Raw genomic sequence first — 22,959 nt, 5'->3', positions numbered from 1 at the left:
GGCCGGGCGGAACCGGACTGGCAATCATCAAAAAGTAGTACAAAACACGCTCTTGAGTTCTCAAACCACCACCACACCAGCAAACAAGACCAGTACCAACCGGACCGATCCGGCCGTGCCGGGCAGCGAATGAAAAACTTACACGAACCCACGCCACAACGCAAACCGGGCACGACGGAACCCGCCGAAAACACTGAAACCACAACGTTCCCTCGGCGTGTCGAAAAAAGCGCAGAAGACCCTCACCACGGCACTTCCCGCGTTCACCACCAAGGCTACACCGCTCCGAACCCGGACGAACCACATCAACGACAGGTTTGGGCATGTCGTAACGCAACGTTCACCCCGCGCGGGATTCATATTCGAGGAGTAAGAAAGGAGGTATGAAGAAAACCATTGCAGTATTGACGGGCGCCGGCATCTCGACCAGCGCCGGCATCCCTGATTTCCGCGGCCCGGACGGCGTATGGACCAAGCATCCGGAGCAGATGAACGTCTACGACATCGACGCGTTCATGATGAGCAAGGAGGACCGCGAATACTCCTGGCGCTGGCAGAAGGAGTCACCGGTCTGGGGCGCGAAGCCGGGCGTGGCCCATAAGGCGCTGGTGGATCTGGAGAAGGCCGGACTGCTGAATCTGCTCGCCACGCAGAACTTCGACGCCCTGCACGAGAAGGCGGGCAATTCCTCCGACGTCATCGTGAATCTGCACGGCACCATCGGCACCAGCCATTGCATGAAGTGCCATGCCAAATACGACACCGCCGAGATCATGGACCGGCTGGACGAGGAGCCCGATCCCCGCTGCCATCGCAAGCTGCCATACAGCGGCAACATGCCCTGCAATGGCATGATCAAAACCGACGTCGTGTATTTTGGCGAAGCATTGCCCGAGGGCGCGATGGAGAAGTCGATGCAGCGCATCACCGAAGCGGACGAGTTCTGGGTGATCGGCTCCACGCTCGAAGTGTTCCCGGCGGCATCCCTCGCGCCGTTCGCGGTGCAGCACCACATTCCGCTCACCATCATGAATATGGGAAGCACGCAGTATGACGGCATCGCCACGAGGCTGATCCGCGAACCGATTCAGGACGCCCTGCCGAAGCTGGTCGCCGAAACCATCGCCGCAGCCAAGGAAGACTGACCGTCAGACCTCACTCAGACATCACTGCGCTAGGATCACATCGATCAGATGGGTCCACTCCGCCACCAGATCGATGTGCTCGACGTCATGCAGCCACCGCAGCTGGAGACCGTCCATGGCGGCCAGCGCGTCCATCGCCACGCGCCGCGGATCGGCGACGCCGTCATGCTCGGCGGCGCTGACGTATTCGCGCAGCACCCACTGTTCGCGGTCACGGAAATAGTCGTAGGCGGGGTGCGCACCACTCAGCGCCTCGGCCTGCAGCACGGTGTAGAGTCGCACCATCTCCGGCTGATCCGCGTTGCGCTCGGCCGTGGCGATGGTCAGCTCGCGCAATCCCACGGGCATGGTCTCGGCGATCTCACCGGATTCGGGCAGCTCGATGCCAAGCCGGGAGTACAGAGCCCTGCGGTCCTCGCGATCGCGGTAGTCCAGCAGGGCGATCAGCAGCCCCTCCTTGGATTTGAAGTGGTAGAGCAGACCGGCTTCGGTCATGTGCTGTTCGATGGCGATCTCCCGCAGCCGAAGTCCCCAGAACCCGTGCTGGGCAATAAACCGGGCGGTGGTGTCGAGCATGCTTCTGCGCCGATCCAGAGCGGCCTGCGCCTTCTTCGTCATTCTCACCGTCGTCTCCGCCACCAGCCCCGTCCTCGCTTATCTCATCCGAGATTGTCTTATCCGTACGTACCCCGTCCACGATCGGTCCGGATCACGATCGGTCCGGATTGTCGCGGACCGTACGAACACCGACGATGGAGAAAGCCCTGTACGGGCGATTACGCGACGATACCGTAAAAAGCCATACAGGGCGGTGAGATCAGGGAGAACCGGCCCTCCACCTCAAGCACGCGAGCGCCCGGACGCACGAAATGCGAATAGTGGCGCAGCACGTAGTATTCGGGGTTGCGCGTGAAGGTCTTCGCCTCGGTGTCCACGGAGAACAGCGAGTTCTGGTGCCATCCCCAGGTGCTTTCGGTGCCGGCGAGCACCATGTTCCGGTAGGTGTAGCCCAGCGCGCCGTGGGTCAGGTAGTGGTTGACGAGGTGGAAGATGTATTCCGCGTACTCCCAGGAGTTGTCGCCATGCCGCATTCGGATTCGGTCTGCATGAGCTTGAGCTCCGGCCATGCCTTGTGCGTGCGTTCGATGCAGTCGCGGCCCTCCCACTGGTAGCCGACGCCGGTGAGGCGGACGCCGTTGATCGAGGCGACGCCGGTTTCGGGTGCCGGCTTGGTCTGCCAGCGGGTATCCTCGGTGGTTTCGATCCAAGTGACCATGGGATTGCTCCTGTTCTGTATATGGATGAGAGCCTGTATATGAATTGGATGTCTGAGGTTGGTTTTGGCGAGGTTGAGGATGCCGAGGTCCTTGGCCGCGTTCTCGGCGTTGGGCAGCACCTCGATGTTCAGCGCCTAGTCGACGGCGAAGAAGATGCCCATGCCGACCGTTCATGCGGACGTGACAGACCGCGTGTCAGACTGGAGTCATGAGCGATAGGGATATGAGCGGCGTGGAACGGCGACTGGACGCCAGCGACGAGATCGACATGACCGTGGCTCCCGTGGTGGAGTCCAGCGAGACGAAGTACACCGGCGCGATCTTCCACGTGGACGATCAGGTGATCCGACTGACCACGCATGACGGCGGGGCCGTGCGGATCCGCCGGCAGGTCATGCGACACGCCCCCTGCGTGGTGATGCTGGTCCACGACTGCGCCACCGACCGGTATCTGCTGGAACGCGAATACCGGGTGGGGCCGAACCTCTACGCCTTCGGCGTACCGGCCGGACTGATGGACGAGGGCGAGACCCCGGACGAGGCGGCACTGCGGGAGCTGCACGAGGAGACCGGCGTGGTCCCCGACACCGCGGCCGACGCGAACGGAACCGCGGACGCCGACCCCGCAGCGAACGCCGATCCCGCCATCGTCATCGACCATGTGGCGCAGTGCTACTCCTCGGAGGGCATGACCGACGAGCTGGCGAACATCATGGTGATCCATCTGAAGCACTGGCACACCGGGGAGCGACACTTCGACAAGGACGAGCACGTGGCCAGCGCCTGGGTGAGCTGGCGGGAGCTGAACGACGCCGGCATCGTCTCGTCCAACGCCACGATCGCCCTGAAGCACGAGGCCCTGCGCCGTCTGCTGAACCCGGAAAGTTCGGAAGGCTCGGCAGGTTCGGAGGAGGATCGGCAAAAAGGCCACAAGGAGGCCCGATCCTGAGGCCAAGTGGGGCGACAGGCCCGAATCCATGGGACATTTGCCGTAAAATCGCAGGTCCGGTGGCATAGTGCAATGAAGACTTTGCAATGAATACCCTACGAATATGTGCACAGGGGAAGCCCACTGCGTAGGATAGGAGAGATTGCGAGAAAGGGATGTACATGAGCGTTCTCGACCGTTTTGAGAAAAGCGTTGAAGGGGCCGTCAACGGCGTTTTCAGCAAATTCGGTTCCAAAGACCTTCAGCCAGTCGATCTCTCCAGCGCCCTTGAGCGCGAAATCGACTCACAGGCCATGCCCGTGGGACGCGACCGCACCGTGGCCCCCAACGAATACCGATTCACCCTTTCCACCCCCGATTTCGATCGCATCGAACAGTGGGGCAGCGAGACGCTGGCCAACGAACTGGCCGACAATCTCACCAAGTACGCCGAAAGCCAGCACTACGCCTTCGTCGGCCCGGTGGTCGTGATCTTCGAGGAGGATCTCGAACTGGCCAAGGGCGAGCTGCGACTGCGCTCCGAATCGGTGCAGGGCAACGCCGCTCCCGTCACCACGCAGAGCGAGACCAAGGACTGCCCGGTGCTGGAGATCAACGGTCGCCAGTACCTGCTCACCGCGCCGAAGACCGTGATCGGCCGCGGCTCCAACTGCGACATCGTGATCGACGACGCCGGCATCTCCCGCAGCCATCTCGAAATCGACATCACCGACAACGGCGTGATCGCGCGCGATCTGGGCTCCACCAACGGCACGTACGTGGAAGGCCATCAGGTACCTGCGGCGACCCTGATGGACGGCAACACCATCACCATCGGTCGCACGCGAATCCTGTACTGGGCCTCCTCCTCCGAGCCTCAGGAATAGTAGTAATCGCATTCTTACGAACGAGCCGCCATGACTGAACTGACCTTTGCCATTCTGAAGTACGGATTCCTTGCACTGCTCTGGGTGTTCGTGTGGCTTGCCGTACGCTCCCTGCATCAGGATGTGTCGTCGTTCAGCCCGAAGACGCCAAAGAAGCATCGTCGCAGGCGTCAGGCGGCCCGTCAGACCGCCAACAGCGCTCCGGCACCCGCCGCAAATCCCGCTCCCGCACCCGCCGCGCCGAGAACCTCCGCGTCCTCGGCCGGACAGGGCGTCGCCCAGCCCACCATTCTGGTGGTCATCGACGGTCCCCTTGCCGGCACCACCGTGCCGCTGACCAACAATCCGATCACTCTGGGACGAGCCGCCAGCAACACCGTGGTTCTCGACGACGAATTCGTCTCCTCGCATCACGCCCGCGTATTCGAGGATCCCGCGAGCGGACGCTGGGCCATCGAGGATCTCGGCAGCACCAACGGCACCGTGGTCAACGGACAGAAGCTCACCGGAGCGTCACTGCTACCGGCCCGCATGCCCGTGCGCATCGGCGCGACTACCTTCGAGCTGAGGTGACGCCATGGCTGAAACCCTAACGAACCAATCATCAAGCGCCCTGACGCTGTACTCCACCACCGTCTCCGACGTGGGATACGTCCGCAGCAACAATCAGGACTCCTCGTTCGCGGGCCGTCATCTGGCCGCGATCTGCGACGGCATGGGCGGTCATGCGGGCGGCGATACCGCCTCGACCATCGCGATCCGCTCGCTGGCCCATATCGAACATGACGACACCGTCGACGACATCGAAACCGTGGCGACCATGATGGAAAGCTCCGTGCTGGCCGCGCACGACGCCATCGTGGGCAAGGCCAAGCACGAACGCAGCCTGTCCGGCATGGGCACGACGGTGACGGCCGTCAGTCTGGTGCAGAACCATTGGATCCTCGCCCACATCGGCGATTCGCGCGCCTATCTGCTGCGCGGCGGGCGACTGATCCGCGTCACCAAGGACCACAGCTACGTCCAGCACCTCATCGACACCGGCCGCATCACCGAAACCGAGGCGAAGAACCATCCCCAGCGCAACGTGGTCATGCGCGTGCTGGGCGATTTCGACATCGATCCGCGCCCGGACATCTCGATCCGCGTCGCCATGCCCGGCGACCGCTGGCTGCTGTGCTCCGACGGTCTGTGCGGCGTGCTGGAGGACTCCACCCTGCAGGAGGTGCTGAGCACCATCACCGATCCGGAGGACTGCGCCCAGAAGCTGGTGGCGATGGCCCTGAAAGCGGGCAGCACCGACAACGTGACCGCCGTGATCGCCGACGCCACCGTGCCGCTCGACACTTCGCAGAACGCGCATACGCCCGTGCCGCTGGCCGGCGGCGCGGTGAGCTCGAGCCTGGAGAACCTCGCCGACATCATCGACGAGCCCGTGGCCACCGCCCCGGCCCTGGAGGCCGATGAGGGCAGCCCGGCGCAGCGTGCGGCGGCCCTCGCGCAGAAGGAGCATTCCGAGCCCGACGACGTGGCGGCCCCCAGGGTGGCGCAGCCGTCGTCCCAGCGCGAACAGGGTGTGGACGAGGAACTCACCATGCCCACCACCGGCGAGATCCCGGTGGTCCAGAAGAAGGACGGCAACCTCACCGCCGATCCGCACGATCCCGAAGTGGCCCGGGCCATCAAGACCCAGCAGCGGGAGCAGGTGGTCAAAGCCCGCAAGCATCACACCCGCAAGCGCGTGAGTATCATCACGATCATCGTGGTCGTCCTTGTGGCGCTGGCCGGCTGCGGCTTCGGCGCCTGGCGCTGGTCGCAATCGCAGTACTACCTCGGCGAGGCGAACGGCTCCGTCGCGATCTATCAGGGCGTGCCCACGAACCTGTTCGGACTGTCGCTGTCGCATCCGGTGGCACAGACCGACATCACCATCGACTCCCTGCCGAACAACTGGCGGGAACAGCTGAGCAACACGACGTATAGCTCCTATGACGCCGCGGAGAACCATGCCGCGGTGATCCGACAGCAGGTGGAGGATCTCAAGCTGGCGCAGAAGACACCAAGCGGACAGAAATTCGGCGGACAGGAACAGAGCGCATCGCCGTCGGCCTCGGCGACACCATCGTCGACCCCGTCGGCAACAGCCTCGGCAAAGGCCTCGGGGGCGGCGAACCAATGATCATCCGTCGTCTTCGTCAAGCCTCGCTGCTGATCCTCTCGGCCGCCATCGTACTGCTGGGCTTCTTCCAGATGTTCATGCGCGTGCAGAACGGCATCCCGACCCGGTACATCACCCTGCTCGCCGTCACCGGCCTGCTGTTCGCGGTGTTCTGGGGCGTGCTGTCCAAGCTGCAGCCGTATTCCGCGGAGACCATCCTTCCCTGCGTGCTGCTGCTGTGCGGCATCGGCATCCTGATGATCGCCCGCATCGACAACCAGCGCGTGCTGCTCGGCGCGAAATCCAGCAATCTTGCGCCCAATCAGCTGATATGGCTGTGCGTGGCGCTGGTGCTCTGTACCGTCCTCGTGGCGTTCCTGCGCGACTACCGCATCCTGCGCCGGTTCTCGTACGTGAGCATGGTCGTCGGTCTGGCGCTGCTGCTCTCCCCCATGATCCCCGGTCTCGGCATGGAGATCCAGGGCGCCCGAATCTGGATCGGCATCGGCTCGCACAGTCTGCAGCCGGCCGAATTCGCCAAGCTGTTCCTCGCGTTCTTCTTCGCGGCCTACCTGTTCGATCACCGTGACCAGCTGGCCGTCGGCGGCAAGAAGGTCATGGGCTTCCAGCTGCCGCGCATCAAGGACCTCGGCCCGATCCTCGTGGTGTGGGCCGTGTGCATGGGCGTGCTCGTCATGCAGCACGATCTGGGCACCTCGCTGATGTTCTTCGCCATGTTCGTCTCCATGTTGTACGTGGCCACCGGCCGCAAAAGCTGGATCGTCATCGGTCTCGCGGCCTTCGTGATCGGTGCGGTGCTGGCCGCGTCGCTGTTCTCCCATGTGGGCAACCGCGTCAACGCCTGGCTGCACCCGTTCGACTCCAAGGTGTATCTGGCCATCGGCGGATCCCAGCAGCTGGTGCAGGGCATCTTCGGTCTGGCCACCGGCGGTCTGATGGGCGTCGGACTCGGTCAGGGACACCCCACCTCCACGCCGCTGAGCTGGTCGGACTTCATCTACTCCTCGCTGGGCGAGGAACTCGGCATGACCGGTCTGTTCGCGATTCTGGCCCTGTATCTGATCATCATCAGCGCCGGCATGGTCACCGCCATGAAGATCAAGGACGGCTTTGGCAAGCTGCTCGCCTCCGGTCTGGTGTTCACCATGGCGTTCCAGGTGTTCACCGTGGTCGGCGGCATCACGCTGGTGATCCCGCTGACCGGTCTGACCCTGCCGTACATGGCGGCCGGCGGTTCCAGTCTGATCGCGAACTGCATCCTCGCCTCGCTGCTCATGGTGATCTCCAACGCCGCGAACAAGCCGGAGGAGGATCTGTCCAGCGACACCTTCCAGTACGAGGCGCTGATGGCGATCCGCGAAAAGGAGAAGCAGGCCACGCTGCAGGCGCAGCTGCAGTCCGAAGCGGACGCCGAGGCCCATGAGATGGAGGCTCAGGCGCGGGCGGCGCAGGAGCAGGCACAGGCCCGAACGGCACAGGCAGCACAGGCGGCACAGGAGCAGGCCCGTCAGGAGCAGGAACTCCGTCAGGCGCGCGAGGCCGAAACCATGGCCATCGTCACCGGTAGCGCAAACCGTACCGTCCCCGAACCGCCGGCGCCGCGAGGAGCGCACTCCCACGCCCGCCACAGCGCGTCGGAGGTCCATGCTGAAAAGGCCCGCGCGGCCCATGCAGCACAGTCGGCACAGCTCTGGGGCGACCCGGCCGAAGATGCGCAGGAAACCCAGATCGTCCGGCCTCAGTCTCAGATCCAGCAGCCCTACGAAACCCAACCCCACGACGGCTCCACCGAAGCGTTCCGTCAGGTCCAGTTGCGCACTTCGCATACGGCCCGTTCCGCCGGATCGCATACGGCCCGTACGGCCGAATCGCAGCCGCGCAGTGCCGAATCGCGCAGTGCCGGATCGCAGCCGCGCAGTGCCCGCAACACCACGACTCCGCCGGCACCCCAGACTCCGCCAGCACCGCGTTCCGCCGAAGGGAGGGCTGAATGAACAAGTCACTGCGTCAGCTCTTCACCATGGTGATCGCGCTGTTCACGATTCTCGGCCTTTCCACCACGATCATCATGGCGATCAAGGCGAATACGCTCAATGCCGATCCGCGCAACGTGCGTGCCCTGTATCACGAATACGGCAGCCCGCGCGGTTCGATCATCGCCTCCGACGGCACGGTGCTCGCCAAATCGGAGAAAAGCGACGACGCCTTCGCCTACCAGCGTTCCTACTCCAACGGTCCGGTATACGCGCCCGTCACCGGCTACTTCTCGGTGACCACCCGAGCCGACCGCGGCATCGAGGCCTCCCGCAACACCCTGCTGAACGGCGAGAACAGCCAGCTGTGGCTGGCGAAGTTCAAGGCACTGTTCACCGGGGCCGAAAACAAGGGCGCCACCATCGAGACCTCCATCGACCCGAAGCTGCAGAAGCTGGCCTATCAGCTCCTCGGCGACCAGCAGGGGGCCGTGGTGGCCATGGAACCCGACACCGGCCGCATTCTGGCCATGGTGAGCACGCCGAGCTATGACCCGAACTCGCTGGCCAGCCACAACACCACTCAGGTGAACAAGGCCTACTCCTCGCTGATCACCGACCAGAGCAATCCGATGCTCAACCGGGCCACCAGCGAGCTGTACCCGCCGGGATCCACGTTCAAGATCGTGGTCGCCGCCGCCGCGCTCGAAAGCGGCAAGTACGACACCAACACCTCGGTGCCGTCCGGCGCCTCGTACACGCTGCCCGGCACGGTGACCGCACTGACCAACACGTCGTCCGCGGCGAACGGCAGCAACGGCAAGATGCCGCTGCTCGACGCCTTCGCCTACTCCTCCAACACGGCGTTCGCCCAGCTCGGCGTCACCCTCGGTCAGGACACCGTGGCCGAGCAGGCCAAGAAGATGGGCTTCGGCACCTCGATCACCGTGGACGGCACGAGCTCCTCCGGCCTGACCATGAAGGCCACCGCCTCGAAGTTCCCCACCGCGACCTCGGCCGATCGTCTGGCACTGGCCTCGATCGGCCAGGGAGACACGCTGGAGACCCCGCTGCTCAACGCCATGATCGCCTCCGCGGTGGCGAACGACGGCACGATGATGCAGCCCACGCTGGTGGACCGCGTGCGCTCGAGCGACCTGACCGTGGTGAGCGAAAACGCCCCGTCGAAGTTCTCGCAAGCGTTCTCCAAGGAGACCGCATCGAAGCTCAACACGATGATGCAGGCGGTGATCACGAAGGAGGACCCCCAGCTGCAGATCGACGGCACCAAGGTGGCGGCGAAGACCGGCACCGCACAGATCGGCAACAACAGCGCCAACGATTCCTGGATCACCGGTTTCGCGCCCGCCGACGACCCCAAGATCGCCGTGGCCGTGGTGGTGCACAACGTCAACGCCTTCGGTTCCGAAGCGGCAGGACCTATTATGCAGCAGATCATGCAGGAGGCCTTGAAGCAATGAGACTGGTAGAGGGACAACTGATCCACCGGCGATACCGTCTGGACCAACGACTGGCTCAGGGCGGTATGGGCGAAGTGTGGAAGGGCTACGACATCGAGCTGGAACGCCCGGTGGCGATCAAGGCGCTGCGCGGCGATCTGCCCGACGAGGAGGCCAAGCTCAGGAGGCTTCGTACCGAGGCGCATAACTCCGCGAACCTCGCGCACCCGAACATCGCGGCGCTGTTCGAATACTACGAGCACGACCGCATCGGATTCCTGATCATGGAATACGTGCCGAACCAGTCGCTGGCCGAGATCTACAAGCAGCGCGCGCCGCTGGAGGCCACCGAGCTGCTGCCGATCCTGATCCAGACCGCCCGCGGCCTGTATGTGGCGCATTCGCATGGCGTGATCCACCGCGACGTGAAGCCGGCGAACATCATGGTGTCGGAATCCGGCGAGGTGAAGATCACCGACTTCGGCGTCTCGTACTCCACCAATCAGGCGCAGATCACGCAGGACGGCATGGTGGTGGGCACCGCCCAGTACATCTCCCCCGAGCAGGCTCAGGGCGAGCATGCCACGCCGCAGTCCGACATCTATTCGCTGGGCGTGGTGGCCTATGAGGGCTTGTGCGGCCACCGCCCGTTCACCGGCGCGACCCCGGTGGACATCGCGGCCGCCCATGTGAACGATCCGGTGCCGCCGCTGCCCGAGAACCTCGACTGGCAGCTGCGCGAATTCGTGATGACCATGCTGGCCAAGGAGCCGCAGGACCGTCCGGCAAACGCGCTGGTGGTCTCGCGCACCCTGGCGAAGATCGAACGTCGTCTGCTGGACCAGCAGACCCTGAAGGCGGCGGCGCTGAACAATCCGCACGGCGCCTCCACCCGCAAGATCGCCAGTCGGCCCCACCGCCCACTGCAGTTCTTCTCCGCGGCGGACTGGGCGTCGAAGATCAGGCCCGACGCCGCGCAGGGAACAGCCGGAGCAGCCGGAGCATCGAACGGTCCGGATCCCGTCTCCACGACGCCGGGGGATCCGGACGGACGATCCCAGACTCCGCCGGGCTATGCGCCGGCCGGCACCCAGCATGTGGCCGTCCCCTCCACGCCGGAGCAGCGGCGTGAGGCGAAGCTGATGGCCCAGCTGGAGGCGCTGGAGACGCAGGCCGAGCAGATCTCGCAGATGGGCCGGCACGACGGCGCCGACGGGAACGGCCTGCTGGCCACATCGGACATTCCGACCGTAAGCGTCGCGCCGGATCCCATGGTGGATACCCTGCCGGTCGCGGATCCGCTGGGCGGCAATCCTCCGGGAGGCAATCCCCCGGAGACCGAGCCGAAGGCGGGAGAGACGCCGAACGGCCCGGCACCTGAGGTCTCCGGCGGCGACGTATCCGGCGGCGACATAGGCGACATATCGGGCGGCAACGCATCGGGCGGCTCAGTCGAGCAGACCACGGACACGCCGCGAGCAGTAATCAACAACGACTTGAACAACAACGAGAGCACAGAGAGGGGAGGGTCCCGATGAGCATGTACATCCCTGCATCATTGGCCGGGGGCAGATACACCGTCGGCAACCTCGTCGGACATGGAGGCATGGCCGAGGTGCATGTCGGCACCGACACGCGTCTGGGCCGTACCGTCGCCATCAAAATCATGCGTGCGGATCTGGCCAGTGACCCGATCTTCATCGAACGGTTCCGCCGCGAGGCGCATTCGGTGGCTTCGCTGAACAATCCGAACATCGTCTCGATCTACGATTCCGGCGAAGAGGACATCAAGGACGATGCCGGCCGCGACGTCAGCGTGCCGTATCTGGTCATGGAGTACGTGCAGGGCCAGACGCTGCGCGACATCCTCAAGGCCAACGGCGCGCTCAGCCAGCGCGACGCCGAACAGGTGATGCTCGGCGTGCTCGGCGCCCTGGAGTACTCGCACCGCATGGGCATCATCCACCGTGACATCAAGCCCGGCAACATCATGATCAGTGATCAGGGTGTGGTCAAGGTGATGGACTTCGGCATCGCCCGCGCGCTCGACGACTCCTCCGCCACCATGACCCAGTCGCAGGGCGTGGTCGGCACCGCGCAGTACCTGAGCCCGGAGCAGGCCCGCGGCGAGAACGTGGACATGCGCTCCGACCTGTACTCGGCAGGCTGCGTGCTGTACGAAATGCTGACCGGCCGGCCACCGTTCACCGGCGACTCCGCCGTGGCCATCGCCTTCCAGCACGTTTCCGAGGTCGCCACTCCCCCGAGCGCGATCGTGCCCGGTCTGCCGAAGCTGTGGGATTCGATCTGCGCCAAGGCCATGGCCAAGGACCGTCAGAACCGCTACACCACAGCCACCGAGTTCCGCGGCGACATCCTCGCCCTGATGAACGGCGGCACCCCGGTGGCGGCCGCGTTCAACCCGCTGACCGATCTGGCCAACGCCAAGGGCCGCAAGGACATCGGCGCGACCCAGGTGCTGACGCCGCCGACCGCTACTCCGGGAGGCAACGGTAACGGCGGTGGTGAGACCGTGGCGTTCAACCCGCTGAACGATCCGCCGCAGACGCCGCCCACGTCCGGATCGGGGTCCCGTTCCGATCAGCGAGCGGCGGCGGCCAAGGCCAAGCGACGGAAGAAGGCCATCATCGGCACGATCATCGGCCTGCTCGTGGTGGCGGCCGTGGCTGCCGGCGCATGGTTCATGTTCAAGGGCGGTCAGGCCGACATGGGCACTGTGCCGACGATCAGCGAGGCGATGTCGAAGGAACTGGCCTGCGAAAAGGTCAAGGACGCTGGCTTCACCTGCCAGACCAAGGACGACGACAACTCCTCGAAGGAGAAGGGCACCTTCACCAAGCAGAGCCCGGCCGGCGGCGAAAAGGCCGAGAAGGGTACCGCGGTGACGCTGTGGTACTCCACCGGCCCCGGTCAGGTGGCCGTGCCGGATCTGAAGGGCGATACGCAGGAGGAAGCCAAGACCCAGCTTGAGAAGCTCGGCTTCACCGTGAGCAGCACCGCCACCACCGAGGACAGCGCCGACGTGGAGAAGGACCATGTGACCCGTACCAACCCGGCTTCCGGCACCACGCAGCCGAAGGGTACGACCATCATGATCTACATCTCCTCCGGCATGACCTCCGTGCCCGAAGGACTGGTCGGCACCGACGAAAGCGCGGCCACGAAGAAGCTCGAGGACGCCGGTCTTTCGGCCACGGTACAGCAGGAGAACTCCTCCTCGGTGCCCAGTGGTTCCGTGACCCGCACCGACCCCGGTGAGGGTATGAAGGTGGATCAGGGCTCCACGGTCACGCTGTACGTCTCCTCCGGCGCCGAGAAGACCTCCGTACCGAACGTGGTGGGCAAGACTCTTGCCGAGGCGAAGGCCGCACTGGGCGACTTCAGCGTGAAGGTGAGCGGATCCTCGGACGACAACGCCAAGGTGACCGCGCAGAGCCCGTCCAACGGTCAGGTCGACAAGGGTTCGACGATCACGCTGACGACGCAGGCTTCGTCGAGCAGCTCGCCCAGCCCGAGCTCCAGCAACAGCAGCTCCAGCAGCAGCGACAGCTCGAACAGCAGCAGCGACGACCAGTACGGCATCGTGGGCAAGACGCAGGCCGAGGCGAAGCAGATCCTCAACTCGAACAGCGTCACGTACACGATCAGCGGAACCGGCGACGACAACGCCAAGGTGAAGTCGGTCACGAAGAACGGCAACACCTTGGTGGTCACCGTGGAGTAGGCGATCGATTGATCGTAGAGTGATCGCCGCGCTCGGCTCACCGACAATGGCTGTGGGGCCCGGAGAGTGATTCTCCGGGCCCCACAGTCATATTGCGACGGGTGAAGGACCGTTTACATGCCCTCATCAGTCGGCGCAGCCGACAGCTTCAGCCGCAGGAACGGACGACCTAGCGGTCGCGCTCTTCCCACTCGCCTGTCGGCGAGTCTGAGTCCTAGAAACACCTCCGGTGTTTCTTTAACGGACTCAGCCCTAGGGGGAAGCCCCCTCTTCGCTCCAACCCGAAACCGAGTCGCCGGGCCGGAGACTGGGAGGTGTGGTGTCCGACCGTAGGCTTGGCCGAACGGCCTTGAGTGTGTCGGACGCCACACCTCCCAGTCGACCACATTGCACGACGGACTCAGGCTTCGCGGGACACCTTTGGCTTGAGTCCAACCGACTTCTCAACGGCGTTGGTCTGCCCGCAGACGGCCAGCCAGTTGGCCAGCAGACGGTAGCCGCCTTCGGTCATCACGGATTCGGGGTGGAACTGCACGGCGTACATCGGCTTGCCCTTGACGTGCAGGCCCTGCACGATGTGATCGTCCTTGGTCCAGGCGATCAGCTCCAGCGGGTCCTTCAATGATTCCGGTTCGACGGCCAGCGAATGGTAGCGGGTGGCGGTCATCGGATTCGGCACGCCTTCGAAGACGCCGTCGGCCACATGTTCGATCAGACTGGTCTTGCCGTGCATGATGGTCGGCGCGTGGCTGACGGTGGCGCCGTACACTTCGGCGAGCGCCTGCATGCCGAGGCAGACGCCGAACATCGGCTTGTTTTCCTTGGCGCACAGTCGGATCATATCTTCGCTGACGCCGGAGTCGGCGGGCGCGCCCGGTCCGGGGGAGATCAGCACGCCGTCGTAGTCGTCGAGCAGTCCGGGCTGGTCGGCGGTGATGGCGTCGTTGCGGACCACGGTGAGCGTGGCGCCCAGTGTTTCGAGGTATCCGACGATGGTGTAGACGAACGAATCGTAGTTATCGACGACCAGTATGCGTGCCGAATCAGTCATGGCCCCTCCCGTGAGCATTGCGTATCCCTCCGCCGCAATGCCCGGGATCGGCGGGTTTGCGACGGTTTGACGTTACAGCCTACTGTATGCCGGTTGCGTGACGCCGGACGCGTCTACTCCACGGACACGAGATGCACCGGCATCCCTACTCCACGGACACGAAGTTCGAGGTGACCTTGAGGTACGGGATGTTCGACGCGGCCCAGGGGAACGCCCATTCGAACAGGCAGCCGACGATGGTGACGGCCACGATCAGCATGAGTGCCCAGCGGATTGCGGCGGGACCGGGCTGCAGACGGTACATCCAGCCGTACAGGCTGCCGGAGGGGCGGCGGTGGCCGAGTCGGATGGCCCGCAGCGCCGGGTACCGCCATGCGAGCAGGGCGGAGCAGTAGACCACCACGTAGGCGATGGCGAGCGCCACGATGATGTTGACGAGGGAGGCGGCGATCCGTGATTCGAGCGAGGCGTCGGCGTTCTGCGTGAACTGCACGGATCCGGAGGCGCCGGTGGTGGCGAGTTCGCTGGGGATGCCGTCGGAGACCTTGGCCCAGTAGTCGAATTTGCCGTAGGAGATCCATCGGTGGGTGGCGGTGGTGTATCGCGGTTCGCAGGTGGTGAGCGTCACGTACCGTTCGGTAGGGGTGGCGCCGGGTTCGTTCGGTACGGCGGCGACGACTTCGGTGTGGTCCGGGGTGACGATTGTGTAGTCGGTGTAGCTGTAGACGTACCAGTAGTCCTTGGTACGGATGATGATCTTGTCGCCGGCTTGCAGGGTGTCGACGTGGGCGAGCGGTTCGCCGTATCCGGATCGGTGGCCGGCGATGGCCACGTTGCCGAGCTGTCCGGGCATCTGTGACTGGGGGTAGTGGCCCAGTCCGTGTCGGGAGAGCTGGTAGGCGTCGATGCCTTCGACCACATTGCGGTGCCAGGTCTGTCCGAATCGGGGCACATACAGCTGGGCGATCAGCTCACCGGTCTGGGCGGACTGCGGCTGGACGGGCGGGGCTGAGGTCTGTTTCGGGGCGATCCGGTAGCCGTTGCCGTTCTTGGCGGGGTCGACCCAGGAGGTGGCGTTGCGCTGGTCGGTCTGGGCGGCTTCGGCTTCCGCTCCCGTCCACCACAGCTGCCAGACGATGTACAGGGCGAGGACCGCGGCCATGGTGATCAGGATCTCCGCGATGATGCCCAGTGCGGTCGAGGCCGCCGATCCGCCGCGGGGGCGTCCGGCGACGCTTCTGCCTGCGCGTGTGGTCGTTCGAGTCATGATCGTCCTTCTTCTTCGCTCGTCTTACGCTCGTATGCCGTGGGCGGTGCCGTCGTCCCGTTACTTCTTCTCCGCCTGTTCGTCCGTCTTCGCGTATTTCAGCGTCTGCAGCGACGAGGTGGCTTCGGGGAACTTGAGCCGGTCCTTGCGTTCCACCTGCCAGCCCAGACCGATGGAGGCCACGTATTGCTGGTAGATCTGGATGGTGGGCGAATCGTCGAGCGCGGTGATCATACGTTCGGTCGGGCCGATCGCGGAAATGTGGTATGGGGGCGCGTACTGCTTGCCGTGCAGCAGCAGCACGTTGCCCACGCAGCGTACGGCGGTGTCGGAGAGCACGCGCTGGTTTTCGATCATCATGGATTCCGCGCCCCCAGCCCACAGGGCGTTGACGACGGCTTCGATGTCCTGCTGGTGGACCACGTAATCGTTGATGTCGGCGGTGGATCCGGAGTCGCCCACCTTCTGCTCCCACAGCGGGGAATCGTTGAGGATTACCGTGACGCCGGGCCCTTCGACCGCGGGCAGTTTGGTGCCCGATCCCGCCTCCTCGCCGGTGGGGGTCTTCGCGTCGGTGGTCAGGGCCTTGAGCGAATCGATCTTCGTACTCAGGGAGTTGATGTCGTTCTGCAGTTCGTCGACCCGGCGGGCGCGCTCGTTGATCAGCTGGGCGGTGTCGGAGGTGACGACCACCGTACGGTTCACGCGCACGTTGGTGCTGAACAGCACCCCGACCAGAGCGAGAATGACGAACACCGCGAGGCCGCCCCAGATGGACCGCTTCGCGACGTGCCTACCCCCGTGCTTTCCCATGTCCGCCTTACTATAGAATCCGTCTTTTCGACGGTTTCCACTCTAGTCACTACTATGACTAGTAGCTTACGGTAAAGGAGAGTCCCCTTATGGCTGAACAGGACGAGCTCAAGCTCGACGAAACCGACAAGACCGGTGCCGGAAAGACCGCGAACGACACCGCCGCGAAGGCCGATCAGGCCGGCGCCGACGATGACTTCGGCGTCTCGATGGACAAGGTGGAGGCGGTGCTGAACAGGGCCTCCGCCGACGATGCTTCGATGACCCCGCAGATGAAGAAGATGTTCGCCCGCCAGCAGGAGAACACCAAGCGTGTGGAGGAGTCCATCAAGGGTACGAAGTCGAATCCGGGTTGGTTCGTCCCGCTGTTCTGCGCCCTGCTGATCCTCGGTCTGGTGTGGGTCGTGGTGTTCTATCTGACGTCGAAGTGGCCGATCCCGGCCATCGGCCAGTGGAACCTGCTCGTCGGTTTCGGCATCATGCTCGTCGGATTCCTGATGACGATGTGGTGGCGGTAAATACGCGGTAGATACGCGAATGGCTCCCGACGGAGATCTCGTCGGGAGCCATTGTCGTATATGGGGAGATCCGTGTTGACCGGACCGTGTTGGCCGATCGGTGTTGATCGATATGTGCCGATCAGCCTGTGGTCACATGGTGAGGACGGGGATCATGGCCCATACGCTGACGGCCGCGATCACGATCAGCAGCGGGATGCCGTAGAACAGCGAGCGGAAGGTGAGGCTTTTGCCGCGGGTGATCGGGATGCTGCTGGTGAGCAGGGCCGCGTATGCGCCGCCGATGATGAAGCCGCCGACGTGTGCCTGCCATGCGATGCCGGGGTACAGGAACGGCATGGCGAAGTTGATCGCCATCCAGATCAGCATGGAGGTGATGTCGGCGCCGATGCGACGGTAGACGATCAGCAGGGCCGCGAACAGGCCGAACAATGCGCCCGATGCACCGTAGACCGAGGTCATCCAGCCGTTGCCGCCGAGGCCGCCGCCACCGACGATGCGGGCGTAGAGCAGCACCGCCGCGTTGCCGCCGATGCCGGACAGCAGGTACATGCCGAGGAAGCGCCAGTGGCCGAGCATGCGTTCGAGGACCGGTCCCACGGCCCACAGGGTGAGCATGTTGAACAGGATATGGAAGAGGCCCGGCTCGTGCATGAACATCGAGGTGATGAACGTCCACGGGGCGGCGTGCGCCCACGCCGGGGTGAACATGCCGTAGCTGAGGATGATGGCGAACAGCGAGGGGAAGAGGAGCTTGGTGAGGATCTCGACCAGCCACACGATCACGCAGATCACCATGATCGCCTGGCAGATGACCGGGCCGCCTACGCGCCATTGGTAGCGGATCCGGTGAGCGGTGCTCTGACCCAGAAGGTCGTGCGCGTTCGGGGAGTTGGGAAACAGACGGAAACTCATGGCTCCACTGTAACAGGAGCGTCAATTACACCATCGCCACATCGCAACGGCTAGGATGGTGGGTAAATGGTCTGAATGGGCAGACCGTAGCTTTTGTGAAAGGAGCCAATATGGAGAACAGGTCGTCGAACGGGTGGAAGTTCTTCGCGCTTCTGTTCGGTGGACTGCTGGCTGGTCTGGCCGCGCTGTACATCTACAAGCAGCAGAATCCGGAATACGATCCTTGGGAGGAGCCGTGGGAGAACAGCTCGTCCCCGGTTGATCTCGGCATCGCCAAGAAGCAGGCTTCCGAGGAGCCCGCCGACGACGCTCCCGAGGCCGACGCCGGCGAAGCCGCCGAAGCGCCCGCTCCCGAAGCCGCCTGAGAGGACTTCCCCCCACCGCCGTATAACGGCGTATACGAAAACCGGTACGCAGCCGCTTGGTTGCGTACCGGCTTTTTTGCTTTTGGGTGCCGGGCCGTTTATGCTCCCGCCGGCGGGAGCTGTCATGCACCGCATGACTGAGGGTGGTCAAGGCAGACAGCGTTCGACCACCCCCAGTCTGCCTTCGGTAGCCAGCCCCCGCTGGCGGGGGCCAAGTTCTTTTCCCCCTGAGGGCATAAAAAACTCCGCTCACCGAAGTGAGCGGAGCAAGCTAGCTGGGCTGATGATGCGTGTGTCCTCTAGGCGCAGGAGACGAAGGCGTACAAAGGTACGTCGAGCCTCCTGCAACGACGAGGACACTCCATCATCAGGCCAACGGACCAGTGTGCCAGATGCGTTCCAAATAATCTTCGATCGAACGATCGGAGCTGAAGTAACCGGTGTTGGCCACGTTGAGGATGGCCTTGCGGTTCCAGGCGTCCTGATCGCGGTAGAGGTCTTCGATCTGGTACTGGATGTCGGCGTAGGCGGTGAAGTCGGCGAGGGTCATGAAGTAGTCCTTGGTGAGCCAGTCGGCGACGAGCGGCGCGTAGGTGTTACGGTCGCCGTCGGAGAAGGTACCGGCGGAGATCATGTCGATGGCCATCTTGAGGCGGGGATCGGCTTCGTAGTACTTGGCCGGATCGTAGCCCTTCTCGTAGAGGTCTTCGACCTCGTCGACGGTGAGGCCGAAGAGGAAGAAGTTGTCGGCGCCGACTTTTTCGCGGATCTCGACGTTGGCGCCGTCGAGGGTGCCGACGGTGAGGGCGCCGTTGAGGGCGAACTTCATGTTGCCGGTGCCGGAGGCTTCCTTGCCGGCCTGGGAGATCTGTTCGTCAAGCTCGGTGGCGGGGATGAGGTGCTGGGCGAGACGGACGTTGTAGTTGGCGGGGAAGTGCACGGCCAGCTTGCCCTTGACGTCGGGGTCGTTGTTGACGACGCGGGCGACGTTGTTGATGAGCTGGATGGTGAGCTTGGCCATGTAGTAGCCCGGGGCTGCCTTGGCGCCGAAGAAGACGGTGCGGGGCAGGACGTCGTCCACGTTGATGGTGCCGTTCTTGATGGCGGCGTAGCGGGCGATGAGGGCGAGGATCTTCAGGGACTGGCGCTTGTACTCGTGGAGGCGCTTGACCATGGTGTTGAACATGGTGTCGGGGTTGGCCTCGAAGCCGTAGCGGTCCTTGGCGAAGTTGGCGAAGGCGACCTTGTTGGCGTGCTTGACTTCGGCGAACTTCTTGACGAACTCGGGGTCGTCGGCCAGGGGGACGAGGCCCTGAAGCAGGTCGAGGTCGCTCAGCCACTTGTCGGTGCCGAGGCCTTCGGTGATGAGGGCCGAGAGGCGCGGGTTGGCGAGGCGGATGAAGCGACGCGGGGTGACGCCGTTGGTGACGTTGGTGAACTTCTTCGGGAAGAGGTCGGAGAAGTCACGGAGGGTGACGTCCTTGAGCAGCTGGGAGTGCAGCTCGGCGACGCCGTTGACGTGAGAGCCGCCGGCGGTGGCCAGGTAGGCCATGCGCACCTGCGGGTCGTTGCCTTCGGTGACGATGCGCATGCGGTTGATGCGCTCCTTGTCGCGGGTGAGGCCCTTGAGCTCCTCGAGGAAGTGGTCGTTGATCTCGTTGATGATTTCGAGGTGACGCGGCAGCAGTTCGCCGATGAGGCGGGCCGGCCAGACTTCCAGGGCTTCTGGCAGCAGCGTGTGGCAAGTGTAGTTGAAGGTCTTGGTGGTGATGTCCCAGGCGGTATCCCAGTCGTAGCCGTATTCGTCGATGAGGACGCGCATGAGCTCGGGGATGCCGATGACCGGGTGGGTGTCGTTGAGCTGGAACGTGATCTTGTTCGGGAAGGTGGTCAGATCCGGCTTGTCCTGACCCGGGTAGAACACGCGGATGGCGTCGTGGATGGACGCGGCCACGAAGAAGTACTGCTGCTCGAGGCGCAGCTGCTTGCCCTGCGGGGTGGAGTCTTCCGGGTAGAGGATCTTGGAGATGTTCTCGGCCTCGACCTGCGGCTTGACGGCGTTGAGGTAGTCGCTCTTGTTGAAGGTGAGCAGATCGAACTCGTCGTAGGACTTGGCGCTCCACAGGCGCAGCGTGTTCACGCGGCCGGACTGGTATCCGGGGACCATGTAGTCGACGGGGACGGCGCGCACGGACCATGCCGGCTTCCACACCTTCTTGCCGTTCTCTTCGACGACTTCGCCGCCGAAGCTGACCTTCTGGGAGCGGTTGTAGTCGATGTGGCCCCACGGCTCCTCGTTGGCGAGCCAGTAGTCGGGGCGCTCGACCTGCTTGCCTTCGGCGTCGAACTCCTGCTTGAAGATGCCGTACTTGTACTGAATGCCATAGCCGAAGGCGGGCACACCCAGCGAGGCGAGGGAGTCGATGAAGCAGGCGGCGAGACGGCCGAGACCGCCGTTGCCGAGGCCCGGCTCGTATTCGGAGTCGACAACCAGCTGCGGATCGTGGCCGAGGGCCTTGACCGCGTCGTCGAATTCGTTGAGCATGCCGAGATTCAGCAGGGCGTTGCGCAGCTGCTTGCCCATGAGGAATTCGGCGGACAGGTAGCCCACGGCCTTGGTGTTGCCATTGACCATGTCCTTCTGCGTGGTGGCCCAGGAATCCACGAGGTGTCGGCGGACCGCCAGAGATGCGGCGACGTAGATGTCGGCGTCGGTGGCCTGCTCGACGGTCACTCCCTGAGCGTACTTCAGCTGTTCCTTGATTTCATCGGTGAACTGTTCGGTAGTCACCGGGGACTTCGGTGCGGTTTGCTCGGTCATAAGCACTCTTTCTCGTGAGATTATCTCCCGCTAGACATTATGCGTCCCGAAAGGCGACTCTGCCTAGCTTCCGGATGAATTCTGGATTACGGTTTCATCCTTCTGAGACCAACAATACCCAATAGTACACCTAGAACGTGCAAATCGTAGTTTTTTCAGTGGCGCAAACGCTGGCGCAAACCGTCCGCCCGGCGTGTTCCCGTCGGAGCCGGCGCAAACCGTCGGCCTCTTTCGGCGTCCGCCCCACATGACCACGGCGATCGGACGGCGTCGCCGGCGCCCACCGGATCGAACGGGAACATCACGTCAAGGGGCGTGCGGGAAATTGTGCGAAGATGTGGCGTATGGCATCGATATTGAAAAAGGACCTGCCCGAAGGCAAACGGGCTCTGGACCAGTGGAAGGCCACCGCGCTGCAGGCTGCCGACGGCAAGGTCAGCGGCGGCAATGCTGGCAACAATGCCGGCGGCCACGCCGATGACGCCGCATCCCCGGACGCGCTGCCCCGCCGGGTCTGGGCGATGGCCGTCCGGTATTCGCTGTTCCTCATGGAGCACAAGGCCCCCGGCGAGGGCGTGGAAGTACGCGTGGCCCCGTGGGGAGCGATCAAGATCCTTGACGGACCGGCCTCCGATCCGCATAATCTCACCCCGCCCGACGTGATCGAACTGGAACCGGACGTGTGGCTGAATCTGGTCTGCGGACTGACCACATGGGCCGAGGAAAAAGCCGCCGGACACATCACCGCCGTCGGCGAGCGCGACGATCTGTCTGATCTGCTGCCATTGGTGTGATCAGGTATGTGATCGGCTGATCGCGTGACCGGCGATCTTCCCACAACGACGTCAGCCCGTCGCAATGCGCGGCGGGCTGACTGACGTATCGTTGTCTTCTACTCGGAGTCTTCTACTCAGACTTGGCTGCGGAAGACTTCTTCTTCGCCGCGGTCTTACGGGGCGCGGTCTTACCGGCAGTCGTCTTAGCTGTCGTCTTGCCTGCCGCGGTCTTACCAGAAGCAGACGAACGCCTGACGGTCTTCTTCGCCGGCTTGGCCGCCTCGGTCTCATCCGTGGATTCGGCGGAATGATCCTCGTCGGACTTCGCCGCAACGGACGGCGCCGGCTTCGGCATCGGCTTCTTCAACGCGCTCGGCATCGGCATCGGAATCGGCTTGCGCCTCACCGGCGCCTTCACCACCGGCTGCTCCTCGGCCTTCTTCGCCGCCTCCGCAGCCCACTGCGCGTACTCGTCAAGATCTTCACTGGATGCAGTATCGGCCATCGAAGTCGCATGATCATCACCATGCAACCGGGATTCGATAGAAGCAAACGGATCAGCTGCGGAAGGAGTCACCTCATCCTGACTCGACAGTTCCTTGGCAAGCTCATCGTAATCGGTATCAGTAGTGAGGTACTTGAGCTTACGGGCAATTCGCGTCTGCTTAGCCTTCTGACGTCCGCGGCCCATCTGACCCCCTTCGCCAGTTCATTGTGCCTATGGCAACTCGTGTGCTAATTCATCACATAAGAGAGTACCACTTATTAAGTGTTGTCGGCTCGCGCTTTTACGATTAGAGCGTTATTTTTCAATACCTCAACATAAATGGGTTGGTGCG

General features: G+C 63.7%; 18 protein-coding genes and 3 pseudogenes. 12 read left to right on the top strand and 9 right to left on the bottom strand.

What is annotated here, in order from left to right; all coding sequences use genetic code 11:
- The first annotated feature begins 383 nt into the window (after nucleotides 1-383).
- On the top strand, nucleotides 384-1,145 hold the full coding sequence (locus CSQ87_RS10290) for an SIR2 family NAD-dependent protein deacylase (protein ID WP_100513784.1): 762 nt from the start codon (nucleotides 384-386) through the stop codon (nucleotides 1,143-1,145).
- Nucleotides 1,146-1,166: 21 nt separating this feature from the next.
- On the opposite strand, the gene CSQ87_RS10285 is transcribed toward CSQ87_RS10290, so the two are convergent.
- The 3 genes from CSQ87_RS10285 to CSQ87_RS10820 all read right to left on the bottom strand — a co-directional run bounded on the left by CSQ87_RS10285 (nucleotide 1,167) and on the right by CSQ87_RS10820 (nucleotide 2,421).
- A complete protein-coding gene (locus CSQ87_RS10285) occupies nucleotides 1,167-1,763 on the bottom strand; it encodes a TetR/AcrR family transcriptional regulator (RefSeq protein ID WP_100513783.1) in 597 nt (198 codons plus the stop codon).
- A 158-nt stretch (nucleotides 1,764-1,921) separates the two neighbouring features.
- On the bottom strand, nucleotides 1,922-2,236 hold the full coding sequence (locus CSQ87_RS10280) for a hypothetical protein (RefSeq protein WP_100513782.1): 315 nt from the start codon (nucleotides 2,234-2,236) through the stop codon (nucleotides 1,922-1,924).
- Nucleotides 2,170-2,421 (bottom strand): hypothetical protein, encoded by a 252-nt coding sequence (locus CSQ87_RS10820; RefSeq protein ID WP_133122392.1) that lies wholly within the window; start codon nucleotides 2,419-2,421, stop codon nucleotides 2,170-2,172. Before CSQ87_RS10820 ends, CSQ87_RS10280 begins: the two co-directional genes overlap by 67 nt.
- A gap of 209 nt (nucleotides 2,422-2,630) precedes the next feature.
- Here CSQ87_RS10820 and CSQ87_RS10270 point away from each other — a divergent pair, with 209 nt between their 5' ends.
- From CSQ87_RS10270 to pknB, 8 genes and pseudogenes are all read left to right on the top strand, one after another.
- Nucleotides 2,631-3,371 (top strand): NUDIX hydrolase, encoded by a 741-nt coding sequence (locus CSQ87_RS10270; protein ID WP_100513780.1) that lies wholly within the window; start codon nucleotides 2,631-2,633, stop codon nucleotides 3,369-3,371.
- Nucleotides 3,372-3,532: 161 nt separating this feature from the next.
- On the top strand, nucleotides 3,533-4,237 hold the full coding sequence (locus CSQ87_RS10265; protein WP_100513789.1) for an FhaA domain-containing protein: 705 nt from the start codon (nucleotides 3,533-3,535) through the stop codon (nucleotides 4,235-4,237).
- A gap of 30 nt (nucleotides 4,238-4,267) precedes the next feature.
- A complete protein-coding gene (locus tag CSQ87_RS10260; RefSeq protein ID WP_100513779.1) occupies nucleotides 4,268-4,810 on the top strand; it encodes an FHA domain-containing protein FhaB/FipA in 543 nt (180 codons plus the stop codon).
- Between the two features lie 4 nt (nucleotides 4,811-4,814).
- A complete protein-coding gene (locus CSQ87_RS10255; protein ID WP_100513778.1) occupies nucleotides 4,815-6,416 on the top strand; it encodes a PP2C family protein-serine/threonine phosphatase in 1,602 nt (533 codons plus the stop codon).
- Nucleotides 6,413-7,915 (top strand): annotated as a pseudogene (locus CSQ87_RS10250) (FtsW/RodA/SpoVE family cell cycle protein); the annotation flags it as partial. The gene CSQ87_RS10255 and the pseudogene CSQ87_RS10250, both read left to right, overlap by 4 nt.
- A gap of 491 nt (nucleotides 7,916-8,406) precedes the next feature.
- The gene (locus CSQ87_RS10245; protein ID WP_100513776.1) at nucleotides 8,407-9,870 is read left to right on the top strand and encodes a peptidoglycan D,D-transpeptidase FtsI family protein; all 1,464 of its coding nucleotides are present in this window, start codon (nucleotides 8,407-8,409) and stop codon (nucleotides 9,868-9,870) included.
- Nucleotides 9,867-10,763 (top strand): annotated as a pseudogene (locus tag CSQ87_RS10240) (serine/threonine-protein kinase); the annotation flags it as partial. The gene CSQ87_RS10245 and the pseudogene CSQ87_RS10240, both read left to right, overlap by 4 nt.
- Nucleotides 10,764-11,383: 620 nt before the next feature.
- Complete coding sequence (gene pknB, locus CSQ87_RS10235) at nucleotides 11,384-13,594, top strand: Stk1 family PASTA domain-containing Ser/Thr kinase (RefSeq protein WP_100513775.1); 2,211 nt, start codon at nucleotides 11,384-11,386, stop codon at nucleotides 13,592-13,594.
- Between the two features lie 400 nt (nucleotides 13,595-13,994).
- Here pknB and CSQ87_RS10230 read toward each other — a convergent pair whose 3' ends face one another.
- The 3 genes from CSQ87_RS10230 to CSQ87_RS10220 form a co-directional block, all read right to left on the bottom strand.
- Complete coding sequence (locus tag CSQ87_RS10230; protein WP_100513788.1) at nucleotides 13,995-14,645, bottom strand: anthranilate synthase component II; 651 nt, start codon at nucleotides 14,643-14,645, stop codon at nucleotides 13,995-13,997.
- A 145-nt stretch (nucleotides 14,646-14,790) separates the two neighbouring features.
- Entirely contained in the window at nucleotides 14,791-15,912 is a 1,122-nt protein-coding gene (locus CSQ87_RS10225; RefSeq protein ID WP_100513774.1) for a class E sortase, read from the bottom strand.
- A gap of 60 nt (nucleotides 15,913-15,972) precedes the next feature.
- On the bottom strand, nucleotides 15,973-16,725 hold the full coding sequence (locus tag CSQ87_RS10220) for a DUF881 domain-containing protein (RefSeq protein ID WP_100513773.1): 753 nt from the start codon (nucleotides 16,723-16,725) through the stop codon (nucleotides 15,973-15,975).
- Nucleotides 16,726-16,814: 89 nt separating this feature from the next.
- Between CSQ87_RS10220 and crgA the strand changes: the two genes are divergently transcribed.
- Entirely contained in the window at nucleotides 16,815-17,243 is a 429-nt protein-coding gene (gene crgA / locus CSQ87_RS10215; RefSeq protein WP_100513772.1) for a cell division protein CrgA, read from the top strand.
- A 132-nt stretch (nucleotides 17,244-17,375) separates the two neighbouring features.
- Here crgA and CSQ87_RS10210 read toward each other — a convergent pair whose 3' ends face one another.
- Entirely contained in the window at nucleotides 17,376-18,158 is a 783-nt protein-coding gene (locus tag CSQ87_RS10210; protein WP_100513771.1) for a rhomboid family intramembrane serine protease, read from the bottom strand.
- A 110-nt stretch (nucleotides 18,159-18,268) separates the two neighbouring features.
- Here CSQ87_RS10210 and CSQ87_RS10205 point away from each other — a divergent pair, with 110 nt between their 5' ends.
- Nucleotides 18,269-18,523 carry a hypothetical protein gene (locus CSQ87_RS10205; protein WP_100513770.1) on the top strand — a complete coding sequence of 85 codons (255 nt, stop codon included), beginning with the start codon at nucleotides 18,269-18,271 and terminating at the stop codon, nucleotides 18,521-18,523.
- A 367-nt stretch (nucleotides 18,524-18,890) separates the two neighbouring features.
- Here CSQ87_RS10205 and CSQ87_RS10200 read toward each other — a convergent pair whose 3' ends face one another.
- Nucleotides 18,891-21,344 (bottom strand): glycogen/starch/alpha-glucan phosphorylase, encoded by a 2,454-nt coding sequence (locus CSQ87_RS10200; RefSeq protein WP_100513769.1) that lies wholly within the window; start codon nucleotides 21,342-21,344, stop codon nucleotides 18,891-18,893.
- 344 nt (nucleotides 21,345-21,688) lie between these two features.
- Between CSQ87_RS10200 and CSQ87_RS10195 the strand changes: the two genes are divergently transcribed.
- Nucleotides 21,689-22,138: a sterol carrier family protein gene (locus CSQ87_RS10195; RefSeq protein ID WP_100513768.1), complete on the top strand. Its 450-nt coding sequence runs from the start codon at nucleotides 21,689-21,691 to the stop codon at nucleotides 22,136-22,138.
- A gap of 331 nt (nucleotides 22,139-22,469) precedes the next feature.
- On the opposite strand, the pseudogene CSQ87_RS11180 reads toward CSQ87_RS10195, so the two are convergent.
- A pseudogene (locus tag CSQ87_RS11180) lies at nucleotides 22,470-22,811 on the bottom strand (DUF3073 domain-containing protein); the annotation flags it as partial.
- Between the last annotated feature and the right edge of the window lie 148 nt (nucleotides 22,812-22,959).

This window comes from Bifidobacterium simiarum, from assembly GCF_002802905.1.
Lineage (GTDB): Bacteria > Actinomycetota > Actinomycetes > Actinomycetales > Bifidobacteriaceae > Galliscardovia > Galliscardovia simiarum.
Note: the sequence above shows the minus strand (reverse complement) of the source record. Positions and strands in the feature narration are given on the sequence as shown.